Origin of the sequence: Pandoraea faecigallinarum (genome assembly GCF_001029105.3) — a bacterium.
GTDB lineage: Bacteria > Pseudomonadota > Gammaproteobacteria > Burkholderiales > Burkholderiaceae > Pandoraea > Pandoraea faecigallinarum.
Genome location: NZ_CP011807.3, coordinates 126,012 through 145,393, shown reverse-complemented (window position 1 = coordinate 145,393; position 19,382 = coordinate 126,012). Strand labels below are relative to the sequence as shown.

General features: G+C 64.6%; 15 protein-coding genes. 8 read left to right on the top strand and 7 right to left on the bottom strand.

The genetic code is table 11. The features are described from left to right. The first annotated feature begins 292 nt into the window (after positions 1 to 292). Positions 293 to 1,678 carry a cache domain-containing protein gene (locus tag AB870_RS00595; RefSeq protein WP_047906526.1) on the top strand — a complete coding sequence of 462 codons (1,386 nt, stop codon included), beginning with the start codon at positions 293 to 295 and terminating at the stop codon, positions 1,676 to 1,678. Then, a complete protein-coding gene (locus AB870_RS00590) occupies positions 1,678 to 2,307 on the top strand; it encodes a response regulator transcription factor (protein ID WP_047908625.1) in 630 nt (209 codons plus the stop codon). The genes AB870_RS00595 and AB870_RS00590 overlap by 1 nt, the downstream gene beginning before the upstream one ends. Before the next feature lie 40 nt (positions 2,308 to 2,347). Here AB870_RS00590 and AB870_RS00585 read toward each other — a convergent pair whose 3' ends face one another. From AB870_RS00585 to AB870_RS00575, 3 genes are all read right to left on the bottom strand, one after another. Beyond that, the gene (locus tag AB870_RS00585; protein WP_047906525.1) at positions 2,348 to 2,767 is read right to left on the bottom strand and encodes a type II toxin-antitoxin system VapC family toxin; all 420 of its coding nucleotides are present in this window, start codon (positions 2,765 to 2,767) and stop codon (positions 2,348 to 2,350) included. Between the two features lie 15 nt (positions 2,768 to 2,782). Next, positions 2,783 to 2,983, bottom strand: a complete 201-nt coding sequence (locus AB870_RS00580; RefSeq protein WP_157112188.1) for a FitA-like ribbon-helix-helix domain-containing protein — start codon at positions 2,981 to 2,983, stop codon at positions 2,783 to 2,785. Between the two features lie 262 nt (positions 2,984 to 3,245). Continuing rightward, a complete protein-coding gene (locus AB870_RS00575) occupies positions 3,246 to 5,132 on the bottom strand; it encodes a phosphoenolpyruvate carboxykinase (GTP) (protein ID WP_047906523.1) in 1,887 nt (628 codons plus the stop codon). 684 nt (positions 5,133 to 5,816) lie between these two features. On the opposite strand from AB870_RS00575, the gene AB870_RS00570 reads away from it, so the two are divergent. Then, entirely contained in the window at positions 5,817 to 6,827 is a 1,011-nt protein-coding gene (locus AB870_RS00570) for a D-2-hydroxyacid dehydrogenase family protein (protein WP_047908624.1), read from the top strand. 81 nt (positions 6,828 to 6,908) lie between these two features. Here AB870_RS00570 and AB870_RS00565 read toward each other — a convergent pair whose 3' ends face one another. Both AB870_RS00565 and AB870_RS00560 read right to left on the bottom strand, forming a co-directional pair. Continuing rightward, positions 6,909 to 7,757, bottom strand: coding sequence for a patatin-like phospholipase family protein (locus AB870_RS00565; protein ID WP_047906522.1), 849 nt, complete (start codon positions 7,755 to 7,757; stop codon positions 6,909 to 6,911). A gap of 27 nt (positions 7,758 to 7,784) precedes the next feature. After that, positions 7,785 to 8,186 (bottom strand): PaaI family thioesterase, encoded by a 402-nt coding sequence (locus AB870_RS00560; protein ID WP_047906521.1) that lies wholly within the window; start codon positions 8,184 to 8,186, stop codon positions 7,785 to 7,787. Between the two features lie 387 nt (positions 8,187 to 8,573). Here AB870_RS00560 and AB870_RS00555 point away from each other — a divergent pair, with 387 nt between their 5' ends. Both AB870_RS00555 and AB870_RS00550 read left to right on the top strand, forming a co-directional pair. Beyond that, entirely contained in the window at positions 8,574 to 8,981 is a 408-nt protein-coding gene (locus AB870_RS00555) for a DoxX family protein (RefSeq protein ID WP_047906520.1), read from the top strand. A gap of 245 nt (positions 8,982 to 9,226) precedes the next feature. Next, complete coding sequence (locus AB870_RS00550) at positions 9,227 to 9,796, top strand: Spy/CpxP family protein refolding chaperone (RefSeq protein ID WP_047906519.1); 570 nt, start codon at positions 9,227 to 9,229, stop codon at positions 9,794 to 9,796. A gap of 91 nt (positions 9,797 to 9,887) precedes the next feature. Here the strand turns inward: AB870_RS00550 and AB870_RS00545 are convergent, their stop codons facing one another. Next, positions 9,888 to 10,574, bottom strand: a complete 687-nt coding sequence (locus AB870_RS00545) for a Fe2+-dependent dioxygenase (protein ID WP_047906518.1) — start codon at positions 10,572 to 10,574, stop codon at positions 9,888 to 9,890. A 33-nt stretch (positions 10,575 to 10,607) separates the two neighbouring features. Further along, the gene (locus AB870_RS00540; protein ID WP_047906517.1) at positions 10,608 to 12,842 is read right to left on the bottom strand and encodes a TonB-dependent receptor; all 2,235 of its coding nucleotides are present in this window, start codon (positions 12,840 to 12,842) and stop codon (positions 10,608 to 10,610) included. A gap of 774 nt (positions 12,843 to 13,616) precedes the next feature. Here AB870_RS00540 and AB870_RS00535 point away from each other — a divergent pair. The 3 genes from AB870_RS00535 to AB870_RS00525 all read left to right on the top strand — a co-directional run bounded on the left by AB870_RS00535 (position 13,617) and on the right by AB870_RS00525 (position 19,376). Beyond that, positions 13,617 to 14,573 carry an aliphatic sulfonate ABC transporter substrate-binding protein gene (locus tag AB870_RS00535; protein ID WP_053059731.1) on the top strand — a complete coding sequence of 319 codons (957 nt, stop codon included), beginning with the start codon at positions 13,617 to 13,619 and terminating at the stop codon, positions 14,571 to 14,573. A 294-nt stretch (positions 14,574 to 14,867) separates the two neighbouring features. Further along, a complete protein-coding gene (locus tag AB870_RS00530; RefSeq protein WP_047906516.1) occupies positions 14,868 to 18,626 on the top strand; it encodes an AAA family ATPase in 3,759 nt (1,252 codons plus the stop codon). Between the two features lie 195 nt (positions 18,627 to 18,821). Next, the gene (locus AB870_RS00525; protein WP_047906515.1) at positions 18,822 to 19,376 is read left to right on the top strand and encodes a molybdopterin-dependent oxidoreductase; all 555 of its coding nucleotides are present in this window, start codon (positions 18,822 to 18,824) and stop codon (positions 19,374 to 19,376) included. The last annotated feature ends 6 nt before the right edge of the window (positions 19,377 to 19,382 follow it).

Below are 19,382 nucleotides of genomic sequence, written 5' to 3'. Positions count from 1 at the left end.
TACTGTCCCGGCTCGCTATGCGCGTTCCCACTTTCGGGGAACGACGGCGGCGCGCACCGGTGAGGTCATCTCCGGGAGCGGCATGCGGGCATGCGCACTTCGCGGACGTGGTGACGACACCGGCACACGGCCAAGGCGTTACACTCGGCAGCCCCAGCCACGATTCGGCGTGTAGTATTGGCGTTTGCCCGCCATGCCACAAGCGCGGAACTACGCAGGTTCACTACGTGCTATTACGTAGTGCGAGGGCCAGAAACTAGCGAAACGCGGCATTGCGGGGTGTTCGAACGCCATGAATCTCCGACAGAAATTTTTCGTCCTGTCGCTACTGCCGGTCGCGTTGGCGATGATTGCCATCGCGCTCGCCGTGCGGCACCAGGGTAACGAGCTCTCGCGCGCGCAGCACGAAGCCGTGGAAACCACATCGCTGGCCAACAAGCGGGCCGAGCTGCTGCATTACGTCGGTCTCGCGCGCAACGCCATCGAACCGCTTTACAACGGCCCAGACACGCCCGCCGCCCGCGAAGCTGCGCTCGCCACCCTGGCACGCATGGAGTTCGGCAAGGACGGCTACTTCTTCGTCTACGACCTCGACGGCCGCAGCCTCATGCATCCCCGCCAGCCCGAACTCGTCGGCCACAACCTGTGGTCGCTCAAGGACGAATCCGGCGCGCCCACCATCCAGCGTCTGATCGCGGCCGCCCGCGGTGGCGGCGGCTACGTCCAGTACGCCTGGGAAAAACCGTCGCGCCAGCAGATGACGCCGAAGCTGGGCTACGTGATCGCGCTGCCACGCTGGAACTGGATGATCGGCACCGGCATTTATCTCGACGACGTGCAGGCCACCTTGCGTGCGTCGGACGAACGCGCCCAGTCAAACATCGATCGCACGCTGATCTGGATCACGCTTATCGCTTCGTCATGCCTTGCCATCGTCGGTCTGTGCGGTCTGGTCGTGAACATCACCGAACTCAAGACTGCGGACGCAAAACTGCGCCAGCTCGCCCGCCAGGTCGTGGAGTCGCAGGAACTGGAGCGCTCGCGCATCTCGCGCGAATTGCACGATGGCATCAGCCAGTTGCTGGTGTCCGTCAAACTCCTGCTCGAATCCGCGTCGATGCGCCTGCCGGGGTCGCCCGCCGCCGCCAGCACAACGCTCGGGGTCGCCATCGACCGCCTGAACGGCACGCTCGGCGAAGTCCGGCGAATCTCCCAGGCGCTGCGCCCGGCCATGCTCGACGATCTGGGTCTCGCGGCGGCCATCGACCAGCTCGCGCGCGAATTCGGTTCACACGCGGGGCTGCCTGTCGAGATGAACGTCGAAGGCGAGGCGCCTGCCCTCGACGACAACATCAAGACAATGCTCTATCGCATCGCGCAGGAGGCATTGACGAACATCGAACGCCATGCACAGGCGTCGCGCGTTTCGATTCTGCTCATCTTCAAACCCGACGGCATTCATCTGTCGATTGCCGACGACGGACGCGGTTTCGACGTGACCGACGTGCACCACGACCCGCGCCACGGCATCGGCTTGCGCAACATGCGCGAGCGTCTCGATGCGGCCGGCGGTGCACTCGGCATTCAGTCGTGGCCGGGCCTGACCACCATCAGCGCGTGGGTGCCACTCACGCCTGCTGCCGTGAAAGCGGCGCTTCGCGCAACCTCCCGCAAATGATGCACACACCTTCCATCCGACTCCTGCTGATCGACGATCATCCGCTCGTGCGCGACGGCCTGCGCGCCCGGTTCGACGCCTCACCCAACCTTCAGGTCGTGGGCGAAGCGGGCAACGCACAGGAGGCACTCGCGCGGGCCAAGACCTCGTCGCCCGATCTCGCCTTGATGGACATCAGCATGCGCGGCACAAACGGCATCGAACTCACGGCACAGTTTCGCGATCAGTTTCCACACATCGCCGTGCTCATTCTCTCGATGCACGACAACGCGGAATACGTGCGTCAGGCAGTGCGGGCCGGCGCGCGCGGTTACGTGCTCAAGGACGCTCCCGCCCACGAAATCGTGACGGCCATCGAACGCGTTGCTCGCGGGGAGGCCTATTACAGCGCGGCCATCGCGGCACGCGTGGTGCAGGCGTCGACTTTGCATGCCCCGATCGATTCGCTCACGCCGCGCGAGCGTGAAATTCTCACCCGTATCGCGCACGGTCTGGCGAACAAGCAGATCGCGACCGAAATGGACCTCTCCGTCCGAACCGTGGAAACCCATCGACTCAATATCAAACGCAAACTCGGCATCGAAGGGCAAGCGGAGCTGATCAAGTTCGCGGTGGAGAACCGGCTGTAGGACGAAGGCGGTCCGCTTTTCGCTGTAACCGCCCATGGCCCTACTGCAGGAAGGGGTTGTAAACTTCGACCCCCACGTTGGTGAAATCTTTCACGTTGCGCGTGACCACGACGAGCTTGTGCACCAGCGCCGTGGCGGCGATCAGCTTATCGATGGGATGATGCGGGTCGGGTACGCGCATGCGCGCCCAAACGTTGCAGATCGCCAAATCGATTGGCAGGATGTCCTCGGCATATTCGATATGGAGTTGCTCCAGCCAGGACTCGACCAGCGACGCTTGTCGAGCATCGTTCCGGTGCCGAAGCAATCTCACGCCTCGCTGCAACTCGCCCATCGTGATGACGGACAAGAAGCGTTGCGCATGATGCCGATCCGTCATTCTCATGAAGCGCTGAACGCCCTCATCGCCACCGCCGCCCTTGCGGCTCTCGCTGATCACATTGGTATCGAGCAGATACATTGGGATTCAATCAACTTAATTGATTCGTTCGAAGTCGCTATCCAGACCGACATTCGGCATCGCCCGGAGTGCTTCTCCCAAGGTGCGAAACCGCGGAACGCGCGCGACCCTGTCCAGTATTTGCAGCACCTCCTCTTCCGGCGTTCGCCCGCCTTGCGCCGCGCGCGACTCGATCGACCGCATCAATTGCTCGTCGATTCCTTCGATCAACATCATGTGCATCAGGCATCTCCTTCCGTGCAGAAACCACAATCGAGGTTCGAAACGAACACTCGAACGGCGTGAGAAATGCTAGCACCGGACGACTTTCGAAAACCGGCAAACGCCTTGCCCCGCATGCCTTTCGGAAGGTTCACAAGACGAAAAAAATCCCGCCGGGTTTGCGCCCGGCGGGATCGTGCCGTACATCCGGGCCGACGCGCGATCCAGCGCGTCACCCCGTGCACTTCGGACAAATCACGTCCGGATCACGTCGCCATCACGACTTCAGGCGACGCTCGATATCGGCCTTCGTATCGAGCAGCGCCTGCGGCAGACGATGCTTGAGTGTGTCGAACAGTTCGGCGTGAAGCTTCAGCTCTTCGCGCCATGCGGCGGCGTCCATCGACGTCACGTCTTCGAACTGCGCCGGTGTGAACGACAACCCGTTCCAGTTCAGATCTTCGTAGCGCGGCGTGATGCCGAACGCGTTTTCCACGCCTTGTGCCATGCCGTCGATGCGGCCGAGCATCCACGCCAGCACGCGCATGTTCTCGCCGAAGCCCGGCCACACGAACTTGCCGTCGGCCCCCTTGCGGAACCAGTTCACACAGTAGATCTTCGGCAGCGTGGCGCCGGTCTTGCCCAGACGCGCCCCGGTATCGAGCCAGTGCTGGAAGTAGTCGGCCATGTTGTAGCCGCAGAACGGCAGCATCGCGAACGGATCGCGACGCACCACACCCTGCTGACCGGCGGCCGCGGCGGTCGTCTCGGAGCCCATCGTCGCGGCCATGTACACCCCTTCCGTCCAGTCGCGGGCTTCCGTGACCAGCGGCACCGTAGTCGAGCGACGGCCACCGAAGATGAACGCATCGATCGCCACCCCGGCGGGATTTTCCCAGTCGGCGTCGATAGACGGGCACTGCGATGCAGGCGCCGTGAAACGCGAGTTCGGATGCGCTGCCTTGCGGCCCGTTTCCTTCGCGCTCTCCGGCGTCCAGTCCTTGCCCTGCCAGTCGATCAGATGCGCGGGCGGCGTGTCGGTCAGCCCTTCCCACCACACGTCGCCGTCGTCCGTGAGCGCGACGTTCGTGAAGATCACGTTCTCGCCGAGCGTCGCCAGCGCGTTCGGGTTCGTCTTCTGGCTCGTCCCCGGCGCCACGCCGAAGAAGCCGGCTTCCGGGTTGATGGCATACAGACGGCCGTCCTTGCCCGGTTTGATCCACGCAATGTCGTCGCCGATGGTCTCGACCTTCCAGCCTTCGAAGCCCTTCGGCGGAATCAGCATCGCGAAATTGGTCTTGCCGCACGCGGACGGGAACGCCGCGGCCACGTGATACTTCTTGCCCTGCGGCGAGGTCACGCCGAGGATCAGCATGTGCTCGGCGAGCCAGCCTTCGTCGCGACCCATCGTCGATGCAATGCGCAGCGCGAAGCACTTCTTGCCCAGCAGAGCATTGCCTCCGTAGCCCGAGCCGTAGCTCCAGATCTCACGCGTTTCCGGAAAGTGAACGATGTACTTCGTGCTGTTGCACGGCCACGCGACGTCCTTCTCGCCTGCCGCGAGCGGCTTGCCGACGGTGTGCACGCAGGGAACGAACTCGCCGTCGTCGCCCAGCACGTCGTATACGGCGCGGCCCATGCGCGTCATGATGCGCATGTTCACCGCCACGTACGGCGTATCGGACAGCTCCACACCGATGTGAGCGATCGGTGAACCCAGCGGCCCCATCGAGAATGGCACCACATACATCGTGCGCCCGCGCATGCAGCCCTGGAACAGCCCGTCGAGCGTCGTACGCATCTCGGCCGGATCGATCCAGTGATTGGTCGGGCCGGCGTCTTCACGCTTTTCGCTGCAAATGAACGTGCGGTCTTCCACGCGCGCGACGTCCGACGGATCGGACAGCGCGAGGAACGAGTTCGGGCGCTTGGCGGGGTTGAGCCGCTTCATCGTTCCGGCGGCGACCATCTGCTCGCACAGACGGTCGTACTCCTGCTGCGAACCATCGCACCAGACGACACGCTCCGGCTGGGTGATCGACGCGATATGCGAGACCCAGTCGATCAGCTTGCGGTGTCGCACCCAGCCGGGCAGCTCACGCGTGGCAACATTGGACGAGGAAGAGGCATTGAGCGCGGTGGCGCTCAGACTAGCTTGGGTCATGGGGGTTGTCTCCATGCAGAGTCGATAAATCGAAGCGGACGTTGCGTCGCCGGTGAGTGCGAACACCGGCCGTCCTGTGATGCGGGCACCGTGCGGGCGTCATGCGGGACATCATGCGAGACGTCGTGCAAGGCGTCTTGCCGGACGCCTTGCGTTGCCGGATCGTCCATCCGGTTGGGGATACCGGACGAGCGTCACTGCCCCGGTGGATACCGACGGCGCATGTCGTCGACGTCACGAATGCGCACGCCGTCCCGGGCCGCGGGAAATACGGAGCGTGGTGCATGCCATACGGCTCATCGAACGCGCACGGCGGCACACGCGGAAAGGCAGAAGGCAACACGCGCACCGATACGTGCGCATCAAGCGTCTCGCTCACCAGATCCGACTTGCTTTTGTGGGGTGGGTTCGATTTTTTGCCATCGTGTTGAGGCGGTTTCGCCATGGTTGCCAGGACACCTGCCATACTATGCAAAACGAGGCGTCAGCATACCACCGCGCAAATTGCGCCGGTGCTGCGTCGCAACAAGGTCGGCGAAGGGTCTGCCCGCGGGATTGCTCCGGTGCGTGCCTTGGGGTGCCGTCCATGTCAACGACCAGTACGCCCGCCCGCCGCGGCGGCCTCCGACAATGATTCCGTCGGCGCAGAACACCGGTTCTGCGCCGATTCGATTACGTTTTGCCATGAAAATTGCCATTCTCGACGACTATCAGGACGCCGTTCGCAAGCTCGATTGCTTCTCACTTCTCGCCGGTCATGACGTCAAGGTCTTCAACAACACGGTAAAAGGCGTCGGACAGCTTGCCGCGCGCGTCGGCGAAGCCGAAGTGCTGGTTCTGGTGCGTGAGCGCACCGCCATCACCGCCCAGCTCATCGACAAACTGCCGCGTCTGCGTGTCATCAGCCAGACCGGTCGTGCCGGCAATCACATCGACATCGACGCCTGCACCGCGCGCGGCGTGGCCGTGCTCGAAGGCGTCGGCTCTCCCGTCGCACCGGCCGAACTCACCTGGGCGCTGATCATGGCCGCCCAACGCCGCATTCCGCAGTACGTCTCCAGCCTCAAGCACGGCGCCTGGCAGCAATCCGGCCTGAAGTCGTCGAGCATGCCGCCGAACTTCGGGCTGGGGCAGGTGCTGCGCGGTCAGACGCTCGGCCTGTGGGGCTACGGCAAGATCGGTCGTCTGATCGCCGGCTACGGCAAGGCGTTCGGCATGGAAGTGATGGTGTGGGGACGGGAGGGTTCGCGCGAAGCCGCCGCGGCCGACGGCCTGCGCGTCGCCAACAGCAAGGAGGAACTGTTCACGCAAAGCGACGTGCTGTCGCTTCACCTGCGTCTGAACGACGAGACACGGCATCTCGTCAAACTCGAAGACCTGCTGCAAATGAAGCCGACCGCACTGTTCGTGAACACGAGCCGCGCTGAACTGCTGGAAGAGAATGCGCTCATCACGGCGCTCAATCGGGGGCGTCCCGGCATGGCGGCCATCGACGTATTTGAAAGCGAGCCGATCCTGCAAGGCAATCCGTTGCTGCGTCTCGAGAATTGCGTTTGCACGCCGCACATCGGTTACGTTGAGCGCGAGAGTTATGAACTGTACTTCCGCGTGGCGTTCGAGAACATCGTCAACTTCCTGAACGGCGACCGCTCGCACGTTGCGAACCCGGCCGCCCTGCTCGGCTTCGGACGCTAGGCCGCAGCCAACGAATCTTCAGGCGCCGTCACGCATCGCGCATGCCGCGACCGTGGCGCCGGCGCAGGGCCGGCGAGGCGCCTACCGCATCGAATCCAGGTGTCGCAGAAACGTCTCGCCGTCCTTGGCGCCCAGCGCATACGCCGGCCCCATCGCTTCGGGCCGCGTGTAATCCCAACTTGAAATCGGCACCGGCGCCGATGGCTGCACATACAGCCGGTCCTGCCCTGCGTGATGCCGCGTGAAGATCTGCGGACGCGGGTAGCGGCGCGTGACCAGTACCAGCACCTGCCCCGGTGTGGCGTCGAGCGCGTCAACGGGCACGTTATCGACCATGCCGCCATCGAGCACGGCACGGCCATTGCGCCGCAGAATCGGCGTGAACGGGGGCGTGCATGACGATTGCAGCATCAGGTCGGCCAGTTCGTCGGTCGTGCGGCAGTCCTGCGCCCGCAGGAATTCGGGGCGAAAGCCGAGACTGCGCGCGAGCGTCGGATGCAGCGTTCGCCGCCAGTGTTTGTCGATGTTGTACGCGACCAGACCGGCTGCTGTCGCCGTGCGCGGTCCGAGCCAGCGCGGGATGTGCGACACGCCCACGCGAATCTCCGGTCCCGCGGCGAGCTTGTCGAGCTGACCGTCGTAGATGTCGAGCAGCGCCTGACGATAGATGGCGTAGTGCGGAAACACACGCTCACGCCGCAGCAGGTTGCCCCAATAGGCGTTCTTGCGATTGTGCGCGAGCGCCCGCCGGTAGTAATCCATCACCCAGTCGGGCGCCCGCATGTGCAACATGCACGCCGTGGCCGCGCCTGCGGAAATCCCGGCAATGACGCGGGGACGCAGCGGCATCTCACGCGTGACGCGCTCCCAGAATCCCGCTTGCCACCAGCAGCGATTCCCGCCGCCGGCAAAGACGATCTGATCGAACACGTGGCCCCCCGGTGTGCTGTTGCGCCGTCACAGCAGCGCGTAAGTTGTCGTTGCGTGCACGGCCATCCTGCCCGATGCGTCGAAGATCTCGATCTCGCCGAACACCAGATTCTTGCCTCGACGCAAGATCCGCGCGATCACGCGCAGATCGCCGTCAGTCACTGGCCGCATGAACTGCGTATTGAGCGTGACCGTCGTCATGGGCTGGAAACCGCCCAGCGCCGCGGACAGCGCCACCACCATTGCGGTATCGGCCACGGCCATGAACGTCTGCCCGCAAATCACACCACCGCTGTGCCTGAACGCCGCATCGAACGGCATCCGCAACTCGCTTTGCTCCGGCCCCACCGCCTCGATCTGCAAATTCAGTTGCCGCACCCACGGCGAGACGAGTTCTTCGAGCATCTTCTGCGCTTGCACCAGTTCCATCCTGACCATCCTCCATCGCCACTGTCGTTATCGTGACGCCGATGATAGCCGCAAAACAACGGCGCCATCCGGGTGGAGGGCGGCGACTGGGGGTCACAACGCGGTACCGAACGCCGAACGCTTATGCGCTCGCGCAGCGCGCCGGCGCGCTTCGTGACACGCGGCAGTCCGAAAAGTAACGGCTTGTAATCCGGGCGTCGCCCTCATGCGGCGCTGTGCCCATGGAATCGTTGGGACACCCGCAGACAGCGCCGTAACGATTTGATACAGTGGTGCCCATTTGGCCGGCACGCCCTCCCGTCTGCTGCTATCCGGATCCGGAAGCGTGCCACTCCGTTACTGTCAGCCCCCTTACGCGAACAAGCGAGTCAAGAAGGAGCCTTCATCATGCAGAGCACCAGAGACGATCTCGGCAAACTGATCCTGCGTCTTACCCTCGGTATCCTGCTGCTGTTTCACGGCGTCAACAAAGTCATCAACGGTGTCGGCTTCATCGAGGGCATGGTCACGTCGCACGGTCTGCCGTCGTTTCTTGCCTATGGCGCCTATCTTGGCGAAGTGCTCGCCCCGGTCCTGCTGATCCTCGGGGTGCTCACGCGTCTGGGCGGGCTGCTGGTCGTGGGCAACATGATCGTCGCGTTCGGGCTGGTTCACCTCAGCCAGTTGGGCGATCTGTCGAAGACCGGCGGCTGGGCGCTGGAGCTTCAAGGCTTCTATCTGTTCATGGGCCTGTGCGTGATGCTCTTCGGCGCCGGCCGGTACAGCGTGTCGGGCGGCCGCGGCGCCTGGGACTGATCGACGAAGCCCTCTAAACGGGAACTGACCGTCACGCACCTTGTCACGTCGACGTCATGCCGGCCCGCCTTTCGACGATGCCTTCGCAAGGTCGTTCAAAGGCGGGCCGAGTCGTTTCGGAATGTTGCGAATGCGGGCGCTCGTAACGCTGGGTAATACAGCCGTTGCACTTTGCAACTTGTTGGGCCGACGGATGACTTACTCTGAAGCTGCCAATTCCGGCAGTATCGATAGGAGTCAATACCATGCGCAAACTGAAGATCGCCGCCGCGTCGGCCATCGTTGCCGCCACCGCGATGTTCGGCGTCGCCCATGCCGCCGACACCGCTGCGCCGGCCACCGGACCGCACGCCGCCATGCACCACATGCGCGGCGACCACGGCCCCTGGGGCCTGGGTAACATCAGCAAGCTGCACGATCAGCTCAAGCTCAACGCGCAGCAGGAGCAAGCCTGGCAGCAGGCCGTCGCAACCTCGAAGCGCAATCGCGAGGCCATGCGCAAAAACGGCGAGCAGTTCCGTCAGATGATCGCGCAGACGAAGGACCAGCAAGTCCTCGATCTGGCCGGCCTGCGTGCCGCCCGCGAGAAGGTGTTCGATCAGAACCGCCAGCTTCGCAGCCAGACCGAAGACGCCTGGTTGAACGTATACAACGGCCTGAACAACGACCAGAAGACGATCGTGAGCAATGCCATCAAGGCACGCTGGACCAAGATGAAGGCGTGGCACGAAAAGGCGATGCAGCGTCGCGGCCAGACGCACAACGGCGCCCCCGCACCGGCACCGTCTCCGGCCCCTGCCGGCCAGGCACAATAAGCGCGAGGCCAGCGCCGCCAGGCACGACTGCCTGGCATGTTGTGGAACGCCCGTCCCTTCGTGCAGTTAGCGGGGACGGGCGTTTTTTGCATCAGGTCTCGCTCCAGACCCGCAACAAGTTGTGGTAACAGCCCACGAGCGTACGGCGCGCGGTCTCGTCGGCGTTCGTCGAATTCAGGCGCTGAATCGCGTTGTCCATGTCGAACAGCAACGTTCGCTGTGTGTCGTCACGCACGAGACTCTGCACCCAGAAGAAACAGCCGACGCGCACGCCGCGCGTGATCGGATTCACGCGATGCAGACTTGTGGCCGGATACAGCACCATGTCGCCCGCGGCCAGCTTGACCAGATGCGCACCGTACTGGTCTTCGATGACCAGTTCGCCACCGTCGTACTCGTGCGGTGATGCGAGAAACAGTGTCGCGGAGATGTCGGTGCGGATGCGCATGCCGCTGCCCGGCTGGAGCCGGATCGCGCCGTCCACGTGATCGCCGAAGTGCATCCCTTCGCCGTAGCGGTTGAACATCGGCGCATAGACCTTGTTCGGCAACGCCGCACTGATGAAACGCGGATGACGCTCAAGTGCGCCGAGAACCACATCGCCCAATTCGCGCGCGACCGACGAGTGTTCGTCGATCTGCTGGTTCTGTTTGACGGGTGCGCCCTGATAACCCGCCGTGGCGAGTCCGTCGACCCAGGCATCGCCCGCGTTGTCGAGCTTTGCGCGGACCCAGCGCACCTGGTCGGCGCTCAGGACATTCGGGATTCGAAGCAGCATGCGCGGCGTCCTTCCAAGAGATGCATGAGTCGCTCAAAACCGGTACGTACCGGTGAGCAGCGCCGTGCGACCGATACCCGGAGTGGCGCGCCCGCCATCGGACTGGACCAGCCCGTCCCAATACGTCTTGTTGAAAACATTGAGCAGGTTCAGGCGAATATCATACCTGGGTCGATGGTAGGCCACGGTGGCGTCCCAGCGCGTGTAGCCGCCCACGCGAATCAGATTCGTGTTCGCCGCGTAGCGCATCGACATGTAGTTCATGCCGCCGCCGACTTCCCAGTGGCCCAACGTGTACGTCGACCACAGGGTGAGCGAGTGGCGCGGCGTGTTAGCGAGCACGTTGCCTTGCGTGCCGTCGTTCGCCTGAACGACCTGCGAGTTCAGGAACATGTAGCCGCCCATCACCTGCCAGTTCGACGTGATGTGTCCGGTCGCACTCACTTCCGCACCGCGAATACGAACCTTGCCCGCGTTGGTGAATTCGCCCGTCGTGCCGGTCTGCGTGCGCGCGTTGTTCTTCGTGACCTGGAACAGCGCGGCGTTGATTGACAGGTTGTCGTCGAACAGATTCCACTTGCTGCCGACTTCGAACGACTCGTTCGTCTCTGGCGGCAATGCCTGCGTATTGTTGGTGACGGTCAGCGCTTCGAGCGACGGGTTGAAGGACGTGCCATACGAGAAGTAGTAGGACTGCGCCTCGCTCGGCTGGTAGATCAGTCCCGTGCGAACGCTCGTGTAGTTGACCGTCTGCGTGGCATAACCCGGCGAGCTAAGGCTGTTCGAGAGTTGCGCCTTGTAGCGATCCCAGCGCAAACCGCCCACGATCTTCCATTGTCTGGTGAGTTCGAGCGTGTCGTTTGCATAGAAGGCCACCGTCTCGGCCGAGCCCTGAGCGAAGTTCCCGGTGGACGTCGTGACGTTCGGCAGACTTGCGTAATACGCCGTACTGCTGGCCGGAATCCAGCCGAGGAAGCCCGACGACTGCCCGGCGCCCGTGCGCAGATACGTTTGGTTCTCATAGGTGTCGCGCCCGAACTCGGCACCGGCGATGAGCGTGTGCCTGAACGGCCCGGTCTCGAACGTCTTCACTACGTCGGTCTGGTTGAACAGCGCTGTGTCGGTGATCTGCCGGTCATGGCTTTGCAACTGCACGAAGAGCTGGTCGAGCGAGTACGACGGAATGCCCGCCGTGGGCGCCACCGGCAGGGTCGTGAAGCCGCCTTTCCCGTTGGAGATGCCGACCGCATGCGATGAGGTCTCGATGGCGTCGGTAACGTAGCGGCTGTAGTTCGTCTGGTTCGTAATCTTCAGGCTGTCGTCGACCTTGTGTTCGATTTTGGCCGTGAAGCTCATGATGTCCTGCACCGTACGGTCGGTCGTCAGCCCATAGAACTGGCGCTTCGAGATCGGCAGCGGGCTGCCGTTATATCCGACGGTGCCGTAGTCGGGCATGTCGCGATTGTGTTCGATCAGCGCGGAGAGCGTGATTTGCGTGGGCGTGCCGATGCCCAGCTTGAGCGTCGGCGCAACGCCCCAGTCCTGGTTGAACATCACGTCGCGCGTCGTGTGAATGTCCTGGCCGAAACCATTGATGCGAAACGCGGCGGTATCCGAGAGCGGACGATTGAGGTCGAACGAGGCGCGGTACCGGTCGTTAGTGCCGATCGTGCCCGACACTTCGTTGAGCGGCTTGAGGTTCGCCTGCTTGCTCACCTGATTGATGACACCACCGGTCGATCCCCGGCCGAACAACATCGACGACGGCCCTTCGAGCACTTCGATGGCGTCGAGATTGAAGGTGTCGCGGTAATACTGACCGCGATCGCGGAAACCGTCGAGATAGATGTCGGTACGCGCGGAAAACCCGCGCAGGTTGATGTTGTTGCCGATCTGGCCGCCTTCCGCGCCACCAAGCGTAATGGCGGGCGAATTGCGCAGCGCGTCGGCGAACGACGTCGCGCCCTGTGCCTGCATGACCGCCTTGTCGATGACCGTCACCGATTGCGGGATGTCGCGGATCGCCGTGGGTATCTTGCCGCCGACGGTGGACACGTCGCGCTGATACTCCTCGCGAATCGACGCCCCCGACACTTCGGTCTGCGGCAACGCGGCGGCGGGCGCCGCGGTCGTGGCGGGCGTGGCGCTCGTGGCGGTGTCGGCATTGGGCGCGGGAGTTTGCGCCATGGCGGGCGTAGCGTACGTGACGGCGAGCGGCGCTGCGAAGAGCGCCATCATCGCCAGGGCCAGCGGCTTGCGTTGCATCATGATGGTTTGGGTGCGGCGTGAACCGTGTGAGCGAGTGGAGTGGTGTGCGAGTGAGCGATGGACCGGAAATGCGCGGGACGCGATCTGGGGCGCAAATATAAATAAGAATGATTTTCATTTCAAGACGCACTCACAGCGGTATCTCGCTGAAGCGCCAAGTCCTTCGGTAATACGCCGTAACATCCCAGCACCAAGACGGTGCAGGTGCGCAGTAAGACAATGAAAGCACTTGGATTATTTCATCGACAGTGACTCGCTTTTCGCCGCATTCCGCACCCGAATCCGCGGGTTTTCCCTAGGAAAGACGACGCAACGGTCGCGCGGCTTTTCGTCGAATTGGCCGCTTTTTACGGCCTTCGCTGGTTTCATCAGACAAGATGAATCTTCGTTGACGCGTCGGGCGGGCGGGTTCCGGCGCATGGACGGGGCGTGTCTTGGATGGCGCGCATAGCTTGCATATCGGCCCGATCGATCCCTATAGGCCAGGTCGACCGAAGCGGGCGCTCGGCGAATATCGATATGACGTCGCCATCGCTATTCAAAGTCGGATTGCTTATTGGCGTGAGCGCAGGGCATCGCGATAAAAGTCGAGACGGCGCAACGCGCCGACACCTCGAACGCTTCTTTCTACCCCTTCTGCCACGTCACGACTTCACCATGATCCGCCGCCCACCCGACTCCGCCCACGCCCCGTCAGCCGCCCACACCAACGCCGACGACTTCGTCGCGCAGCACCCGGCGCGCCGTCGCTTCCTGCGCGGCGCCGGCACCGCAATGCTCGCGGGCGGTCTGGTCAACGCGCTCGGCGTGGCGGGGGGGCTGACACACAGCGGCAACGCCCGCGCGGCCAACACGCCGCTGACACTGCGCATCGGCTACCAGAAGTCGTCGACATTGACGGTGCTCGCCAAGACACGCGGCACGCTGGCGCAAGCGCTCGCCCCGCTCAACGTCTCGCTTGCATGGCATGAATTCACGAGCGGACTGCCGCTGCTCGAAGCGCTGAACGTGGGCAGCATCGACTTCTCGGCGGACGTCGCGGATACCGTGCCCGTGTTCGCCCAGGCGGCGGGCGCCCGCATCGCCTACGTCGCGCGCGAGACCCCTTCCCCCGACGCCGAAGCGATTCTCGTCCCTGAGCATTCGCCGCTCAGGACGCTTGCGGACCTGAAAGGCAAACGCATCGCCGTCACGAAGGGAGCGGGCGTTCATTACTTGCTCATCGCGGCGTTGCAAAGCGTCGGATTGCGAATCACCGACGTGCAGCCCGCCTACCTCACGCCCGCTGACGGGCGCGCTGCGTTCGCGAGCGGCAACGTCGACGCATGGGTCACATGGGATCCGTTCGTGGCCAGCGTGGAGCGTCAGGACAAAGTTCGCACGCTGACTACCGCGCGCGGGCTCGCGGGCTATCAACGCTACTACCTTGCCACTCCCGCGTTCGCGCGTGACCACGACGCCGTGCTGCGCGAGGTTTACCGTGTGCTGCGCGAGACCGGTCAGTGGGTACGTGCCACCCCGCGTGAAGCCGCAGCGCAACTCTCGCCGGTGTGGGGGCTGGACACCGCGACCGTCGAAGCGGCGAACAGGCGCCGCAGCTACGACGTGCAACCGGTCGTGCGCGAAGCCATCGCCGAGCAGCAGCGCATTGCCGACGTCTTCACGCAGGCAGGATTGTTGCCAAAGCGTGTCGACGCCGCCGATGTCACGCTCTGGCAAGCACCGGCCTGATGCCGGATCCGCATTTTCCCGCGGGTAATCGCGAATGATTTTTGAAGGTATTTCCGACGAATTTCAGACTCCTGTTTATACTTCGGTCTGTCATACCTGAAGCATTCGGCCGGAGCCCCCCCGGAACGGCCTTGGCGTCTCGTCAGCTTGGCCCAGGTCCGGCCCGGCGACAGCCTCGACTGTCGCGCGGGCGCTCCGGATGCGTCGGTCTGACGCGATGACATCATGAAATTCGCAGCACCGGCGAACGCCCTCTCGGGCTCGCCGGTTTTGCTTATTTGCCGTCCTGGGACAATGCAAGCCAACAGATCGCTCTACCTGCTCGGACCGATGCGGGTCGAACAAGGCAAAAAGGCCTGCGCCGTGAAGTACACGAAAGCGCGCGGCTTGCTCGCCTATCTCGCCCTGCAACCGGGCTATCACACGCGCGGCGCACTGGCCGACCTGTTCTGGCCCGATGAAGACGGCCAGGGTGGTCGCGACAAGCTCAAGCGCATGCTGTTCCACCTGCGCGACACCCTCGGCGACGAACTCTTCGAATCCGACCGTCAGGTCGTGCGCCTGCGTCCCGAAACCGGTTTGTGGATCGACGCGCACGTCTTTGCCAGCATGATCGAGCAGGCCAGCCGCACGCTCGATGCCGTCACAGGTCTGGATCTGGCCGCGCATCTGCAACATCTGGCCGACGCCGTCGCGCTTTATCAGGGCCCGTTCCTGCACGGCCTGTCCGTGCGCGACACGCCGGACCTCGAACAATGGATCGAACTGCAACGCGACGAGTATCAGCGCCGCCGTGTCTTCGGCGAGCGCTTGCTTGCGGATGGATACGCGCGCCTGGGCGACCTCGATCAGGCGCTCGCGCATGCGCGCCAGCTCGCCACCCTTGCCCCGTTCGACGAAACCGGCTGGCACTGTCTGCTCGCGCTGCTGTTGCGCGCCGGACGCCGCGACGAAGCCGAGACCGAATACCGTCGCCTGAGCGAGATCCTTCACGACGAACTGGGCGAGTTGCCCGGCGAAGCACTCACGCAGTTGCTGGAGACGCCGCCCGCACGCATGGAACAGCGCGCGACCGGCCCGGAGCGCCGCCAGCTCACCGTCGTGGCGATCGAACTGGCACCGACCGGTGTCGACGATCCCGACCAGCTCGTCGCGATGATGCGCCCGCCTCTCGTGCAGTGCGAAACGATTCTGCGGCAATCGTGGGGCTACACCCTGCGCACGCCGACCGGCGGCTTGCTCGGTTACTTCGGCTACCCCACCGCGCTCGAAGGCGCCGGGCGTCACGCCGTGGAAGCGGCCATGCGCTGCGCGCAGACCAGCACCGTGCGCGTGGGGATCGGTGTGGGCGTTCACACCGGGCTCGTCATCAGCTCGGCTGCCGACGACAGCCCCGACACGGGCGGCCGTGTCTCACGGTCCGCCACGCAGTTGGCCGATATGGCGCTGCCCGGCGAGGTCGTCATCTGCGATGCGACACAGCGCCTCATCGGCGTTGCCATTGCCACGACGCCACACGGCAGCGTGCGCGAGCGTCACGGCAATCGCGAGATCCCGGTCTTTCGCGTCAACCCCGACCCGACGCCCGAGCGACGCTCGCGCCGCCGCGCCGCGATGCTCTTCGGCCGCGACGCCGCCCTGGCCGAACTCGCTGCCGCCCACTCGGCGATGCGCGACGCGAGCACCGGCCATGGCGTGCTTGCCCTTGTGATCGGCGAAGCGGGAATTGGCAAGACGGCGCTGATGCGTCATTTCGTCGAGGCGGGCGGCTTGCGCTCCATTGACCTTGCATGCACACAGGACGGCGCCGGCACCCCATTTCATCCGATCGCGCGCTGGCTGCGCACGCAATCGACGCTCGAGGCGTTCCAGCTTCCGCAACCGGCGCTGCTCGCCCATCGACGTCTGCATGCGCTGTTCGACATGCACGCCGACGGCAACGTGCCGCACGCCTGGAAGCAGGCGGTTCTCGATGAAGCCCCGGCGCTGCTCGCGTCGCTGTTGCCGGACGGTGGCGTCATTACGCTGGACGACGCGCATTGGGCCGACCCCTCCACGCAGGAATTGCTGGCCGTGATGGCGGAGAATGCGCCGGGCGGCCGTCTCCTGATCGTGGGGGCACGCCCGGAATTCGAGATGCCGTGGCGACACACCGTCGGTTTGCGACGCATCGATCTCGCGCCGCTCGACGCGGGCGCCGCCGCGTCCATCGTGCGCGCGGCAACGCCACGCGTGGCGCTTCCGGCGGCGACGCGCGAGCGCATCGTGCATCTGGCCGAGGGCGTGCCGCTGTTCCTCCAGGAGCTGGCGCGCGCCACGGCAACACAACAGGGCGCACGCAACGCCGTTGCCTCCATGCCGATGCCCGCCAGCCTCCAGGAATTGATGATGGCGCGCATCGATGCAGCCGGTACCGCCAAACCGGTAGTGCACTTCGCGTCGTGCCTCGGCCACGAATTTCATGCCGAGTTGCTCGCGGCGGCCAGCGGCCGGTCGATGGCGCTCGTCGAGCGCGCGCTCGACACGCTCGTCGCCTGCGCGCTCGTGCAACGTCAGGACCTGGGACGCTACGTCTTCCGCCACGCGCTGCTGCACAAGGCCGCTTACGATGCACAGCCGCAGGAGCGCCGCCAGGATGCACATCGCCGTATCGCGCTGGCGATGCGCGATCACGAATCGTTCAAGACCGAGCCCGAAGTTCTCGCGTGGCACTTTCGTCAGGCCGACGAACCGGACGCAGCCATCGAGCACTATCGTCTCGCAGGCGAATATGCGACGGGACGTCAGGCATTTCGCGAAGCCTGCGCCCATTACCAGAGTGCGCTCGACGTGCTGCGGCAAACCGGCACCAGCGCCCAGACCGCGCCGCGCGAACTGCAACTGCGCATGGCGATGGGCGTGCCGCTCGTGTCGCTGCACGGTTACGGCTCGGAGCCTGCGCGTCACAACTTCGAGACGGCCCTGGCGCTCGCCCAGCCCATGGGCGACGACATCACCCTGTTCCCGGTCTACTGGGGACTGTGGCTCGGCTCCAGTTCGTGGAGCGATTTCGAGCGCAGCATCGATCTGGCGCGCAAGCTCATTCTCATTGCCGAACAAGCCGGCTCGCCGCCGCTGCTCGCGCATGCATACTACGCGCTCGGCAACAGCCTGTGCTGCCACGGTGACTTCGGCGGGGCGGTCGCCGCGCTGGAGACCGGTCTTGCACACTACCGTTCCGAGCATGCGGACACCGGCCTCGGCGAAGATGCCCGCATCACCGGCCTGTCGTTCCTGTCCTGGGCGTACTGGTTCACGGGACGTCACGACGCCTCGCTCGCCGCGAGCGAGGAAGCCCTCGCAATGGGACGTCGGCAAGGCCGCCGGTACTCCTTTGCGTTCGCGCTCGTGTTCGCCGCGATGCTGCGACGCCTGCGCCGCGAAGTCGCGCCCGCCGAAGCGCTGGCGAGCGAAGCGACGGAAGTGGCCTCGGAAACCGGTGTGGCGCTCTGGGCTTTGGCCGGACAGACGATCCGGGGCTGGGCACTCGCCTCACGCGGCGACGTGAACGGTCTCGAACGCATTACGGACAGTGTCGGGCGACTGCGCGAAATCATGGGCGGGGTCGAGGGGATGTTCTTCGGTCTGCTCGTCGAAGCCTGCGCGGGCACCGGCGACATCGCGCTCGGTCTGCACGCCGCCGAGCGTGGCGCGCATTTGTCGGCGCGGCGCAACGACGGCCACTGGCAAGCCGAATTCCTGCGTCAGAAGGGCGACTTCCTCCGGGCCGGACACCATCCCGACGACGCCGTGCGTCCCTGGCTCGAACACGCGTTGCAGGTCGCACGTGCGCAGGCGTCGCCGATGCTCACGCTTCGCGCGGCCCACAGCCTGCTGCGGCTCGGGAGCGGCAACGCACCCGGCGCCCCGGCCGATGCCGAGTGCATGGCCGTTCTGCGCAACGCCCTCGACGCCCTGCAAGGTGGCGAAACGCTCGCGGACGTTCAGGAAGCGCGCGCCACGCTCGCCGAGGCGGCGGCCCGCAACGCGCAAACGGCACGTTACGGGAGCTGACGTCGATCCGCGACGCCGGTCCGTGGCGTCGCGCACGAAGGCTTGCCGGTCATCCGTCGATACCGGCAAGCCGCGCCAGTCGTCGCGTGAGCCACCGTGGTGAATAGCGGCTATCAGACACGCCGTATGTCCGCCGGAAGCCCGCCCGCTATAGTCGAGCGACCGGCTCCCCCAGGCCGATACACCGAACCCGACATGCCCATCGACTCCTTGCGTGCGCCGGCCGCTCCTCCCACGCCGCTCAAACCTGTCAGCCCCACCCCGCCTTCACCTGCGCCGCTCACGTCGCATGAGGTCGTGGTCACGGGCGCCGTCAAACGCCATCATTCCTTCGATCTCTGCGCGCTCATGCGTTTGCCGACGCAGCTCACAGGCCTGCTCGACGTGGTCTGCCTGTCCGGACGCAAGGTGCGCAGCGCGAGCGAGTACAAGGGTGTGCGCCTGAGCGCACTGCTCGACGTCGCGCAGTTGCGCCTGCCGCATGCGCGCGACTTCACGCGCGCGTACGTGCTGGCGCAGGGCGCGGACGGCTATACCGTCATGTTCTCGTGGCATGAGTTGTACAACACGCCCATCGGCGTCGGCGCGCTGGTGGTCTACGAGCGCGACGGACAACCGCTCACGGACGACGAAGGAGGCATCGGCCTAATTTCGACGTGCGACCTCAGGGTAGCGCTGCGTCAGGTGCGTGCGCTCAAGCGGCTGAGCGTCCACCTAGCAGAACCGTCAGGGCGCCAAGACCGTCCGTGACTGCCG

Coding starts and splice junctions, on each gene's coding strand:
- AB870_RS00545 (WP_047906518.1), bottom strand. CDS start 10,574: ATGCTGCTTCGAATCCCGAATGTCCTGAGCGCCGACCAGGTGCGCTGG.
- AB870_RS00530 (WP_047906516.1), top strand. CDS start 14,868: ATGCAAGCCAACAGATCGCTCTACCTGCTCGGACCGATGCGGGTCGAA.
- AB870_RS00595 (WP_047906526.1), top strand. CDS start 293: ATGAATCTCCGACAGAAATTTTTCGTCCTGTCGCTACTGCCGGTCGCG.
- AB870_RS00575 (WP_047906523.1), bottom strand. CDS start 5,132: ATGACCCAAGCTAGTCTGAGCGCCACCGCGCTCAATGCCTCTTCCTCG.
- AB870_RS00590 (WP_047908625.1), top strand. CDS start 1,678: ATGCACACACCTTCCATCCGACTCCTGCTGATCGACGATCATCCGCTC.
- AB870_RS00585 (WP_047906525.1), bottom strand. CDS start 2,767: ATGTATCTGCTCGATACCAATGTGATCAGCGAGAGCCGCAAGGGCGGC.
- AB870_RS00540 (WP_047906517.1), bottom strand. CDS start 12,842: ATGATGCAACGCAAGCCGCTGGCCCTGGCGATGATGGCGCTCTTCGCA.
- AB870_RS00560 (WP_047906521.1), bottom strand. CDS start 8,186: ATGGAACTGGTGCAAGCGCAGAAGATGCTCGAAGAACTCGTCTCGCCG.
- AB870_RS00550 (WP_047906519.1), top strand. CDS start 9,227: ATGCGCAAACTGAAGATCGCCGCCGCGTCGGCCATCGTTGCCGCCACC.
- AB870_RS00555 (WP_047906520.1), top strand. CDS start 8,574: ATGCAGAGCACCAGAGACGATCTCGGCAAACTGATCCTGCGTCTTACC.
- AB870_RS00535 (WP_053059731.1), top strand. CDS start 13,617: ATGCTCGCGGGCGGTCTGGTCAACGCGCTCGGCGTGGCGGGGGGGCTG.
- AB870_RS00525 (WP_047906515.1), top strand. CDS start 18,822: ATGCCCATCGACTCCTTGCGTGCGCCGGCCGCTCCTCCCACGCCGCTC.
- AB870_RS00570 (WP_047908624.1), top strand. CDS start 5,817: ATGAAAATTGCCATTCTCGACGACTATCAGGACGCCGTTCGCAAGCTC.
- AB870_RS00580 (WP_157112188.1), bottom strand. CDS start 2,983: ATGATGTTGATCGAAGGAATCGACGAGCAATTGATGCGGTCGATCGAG.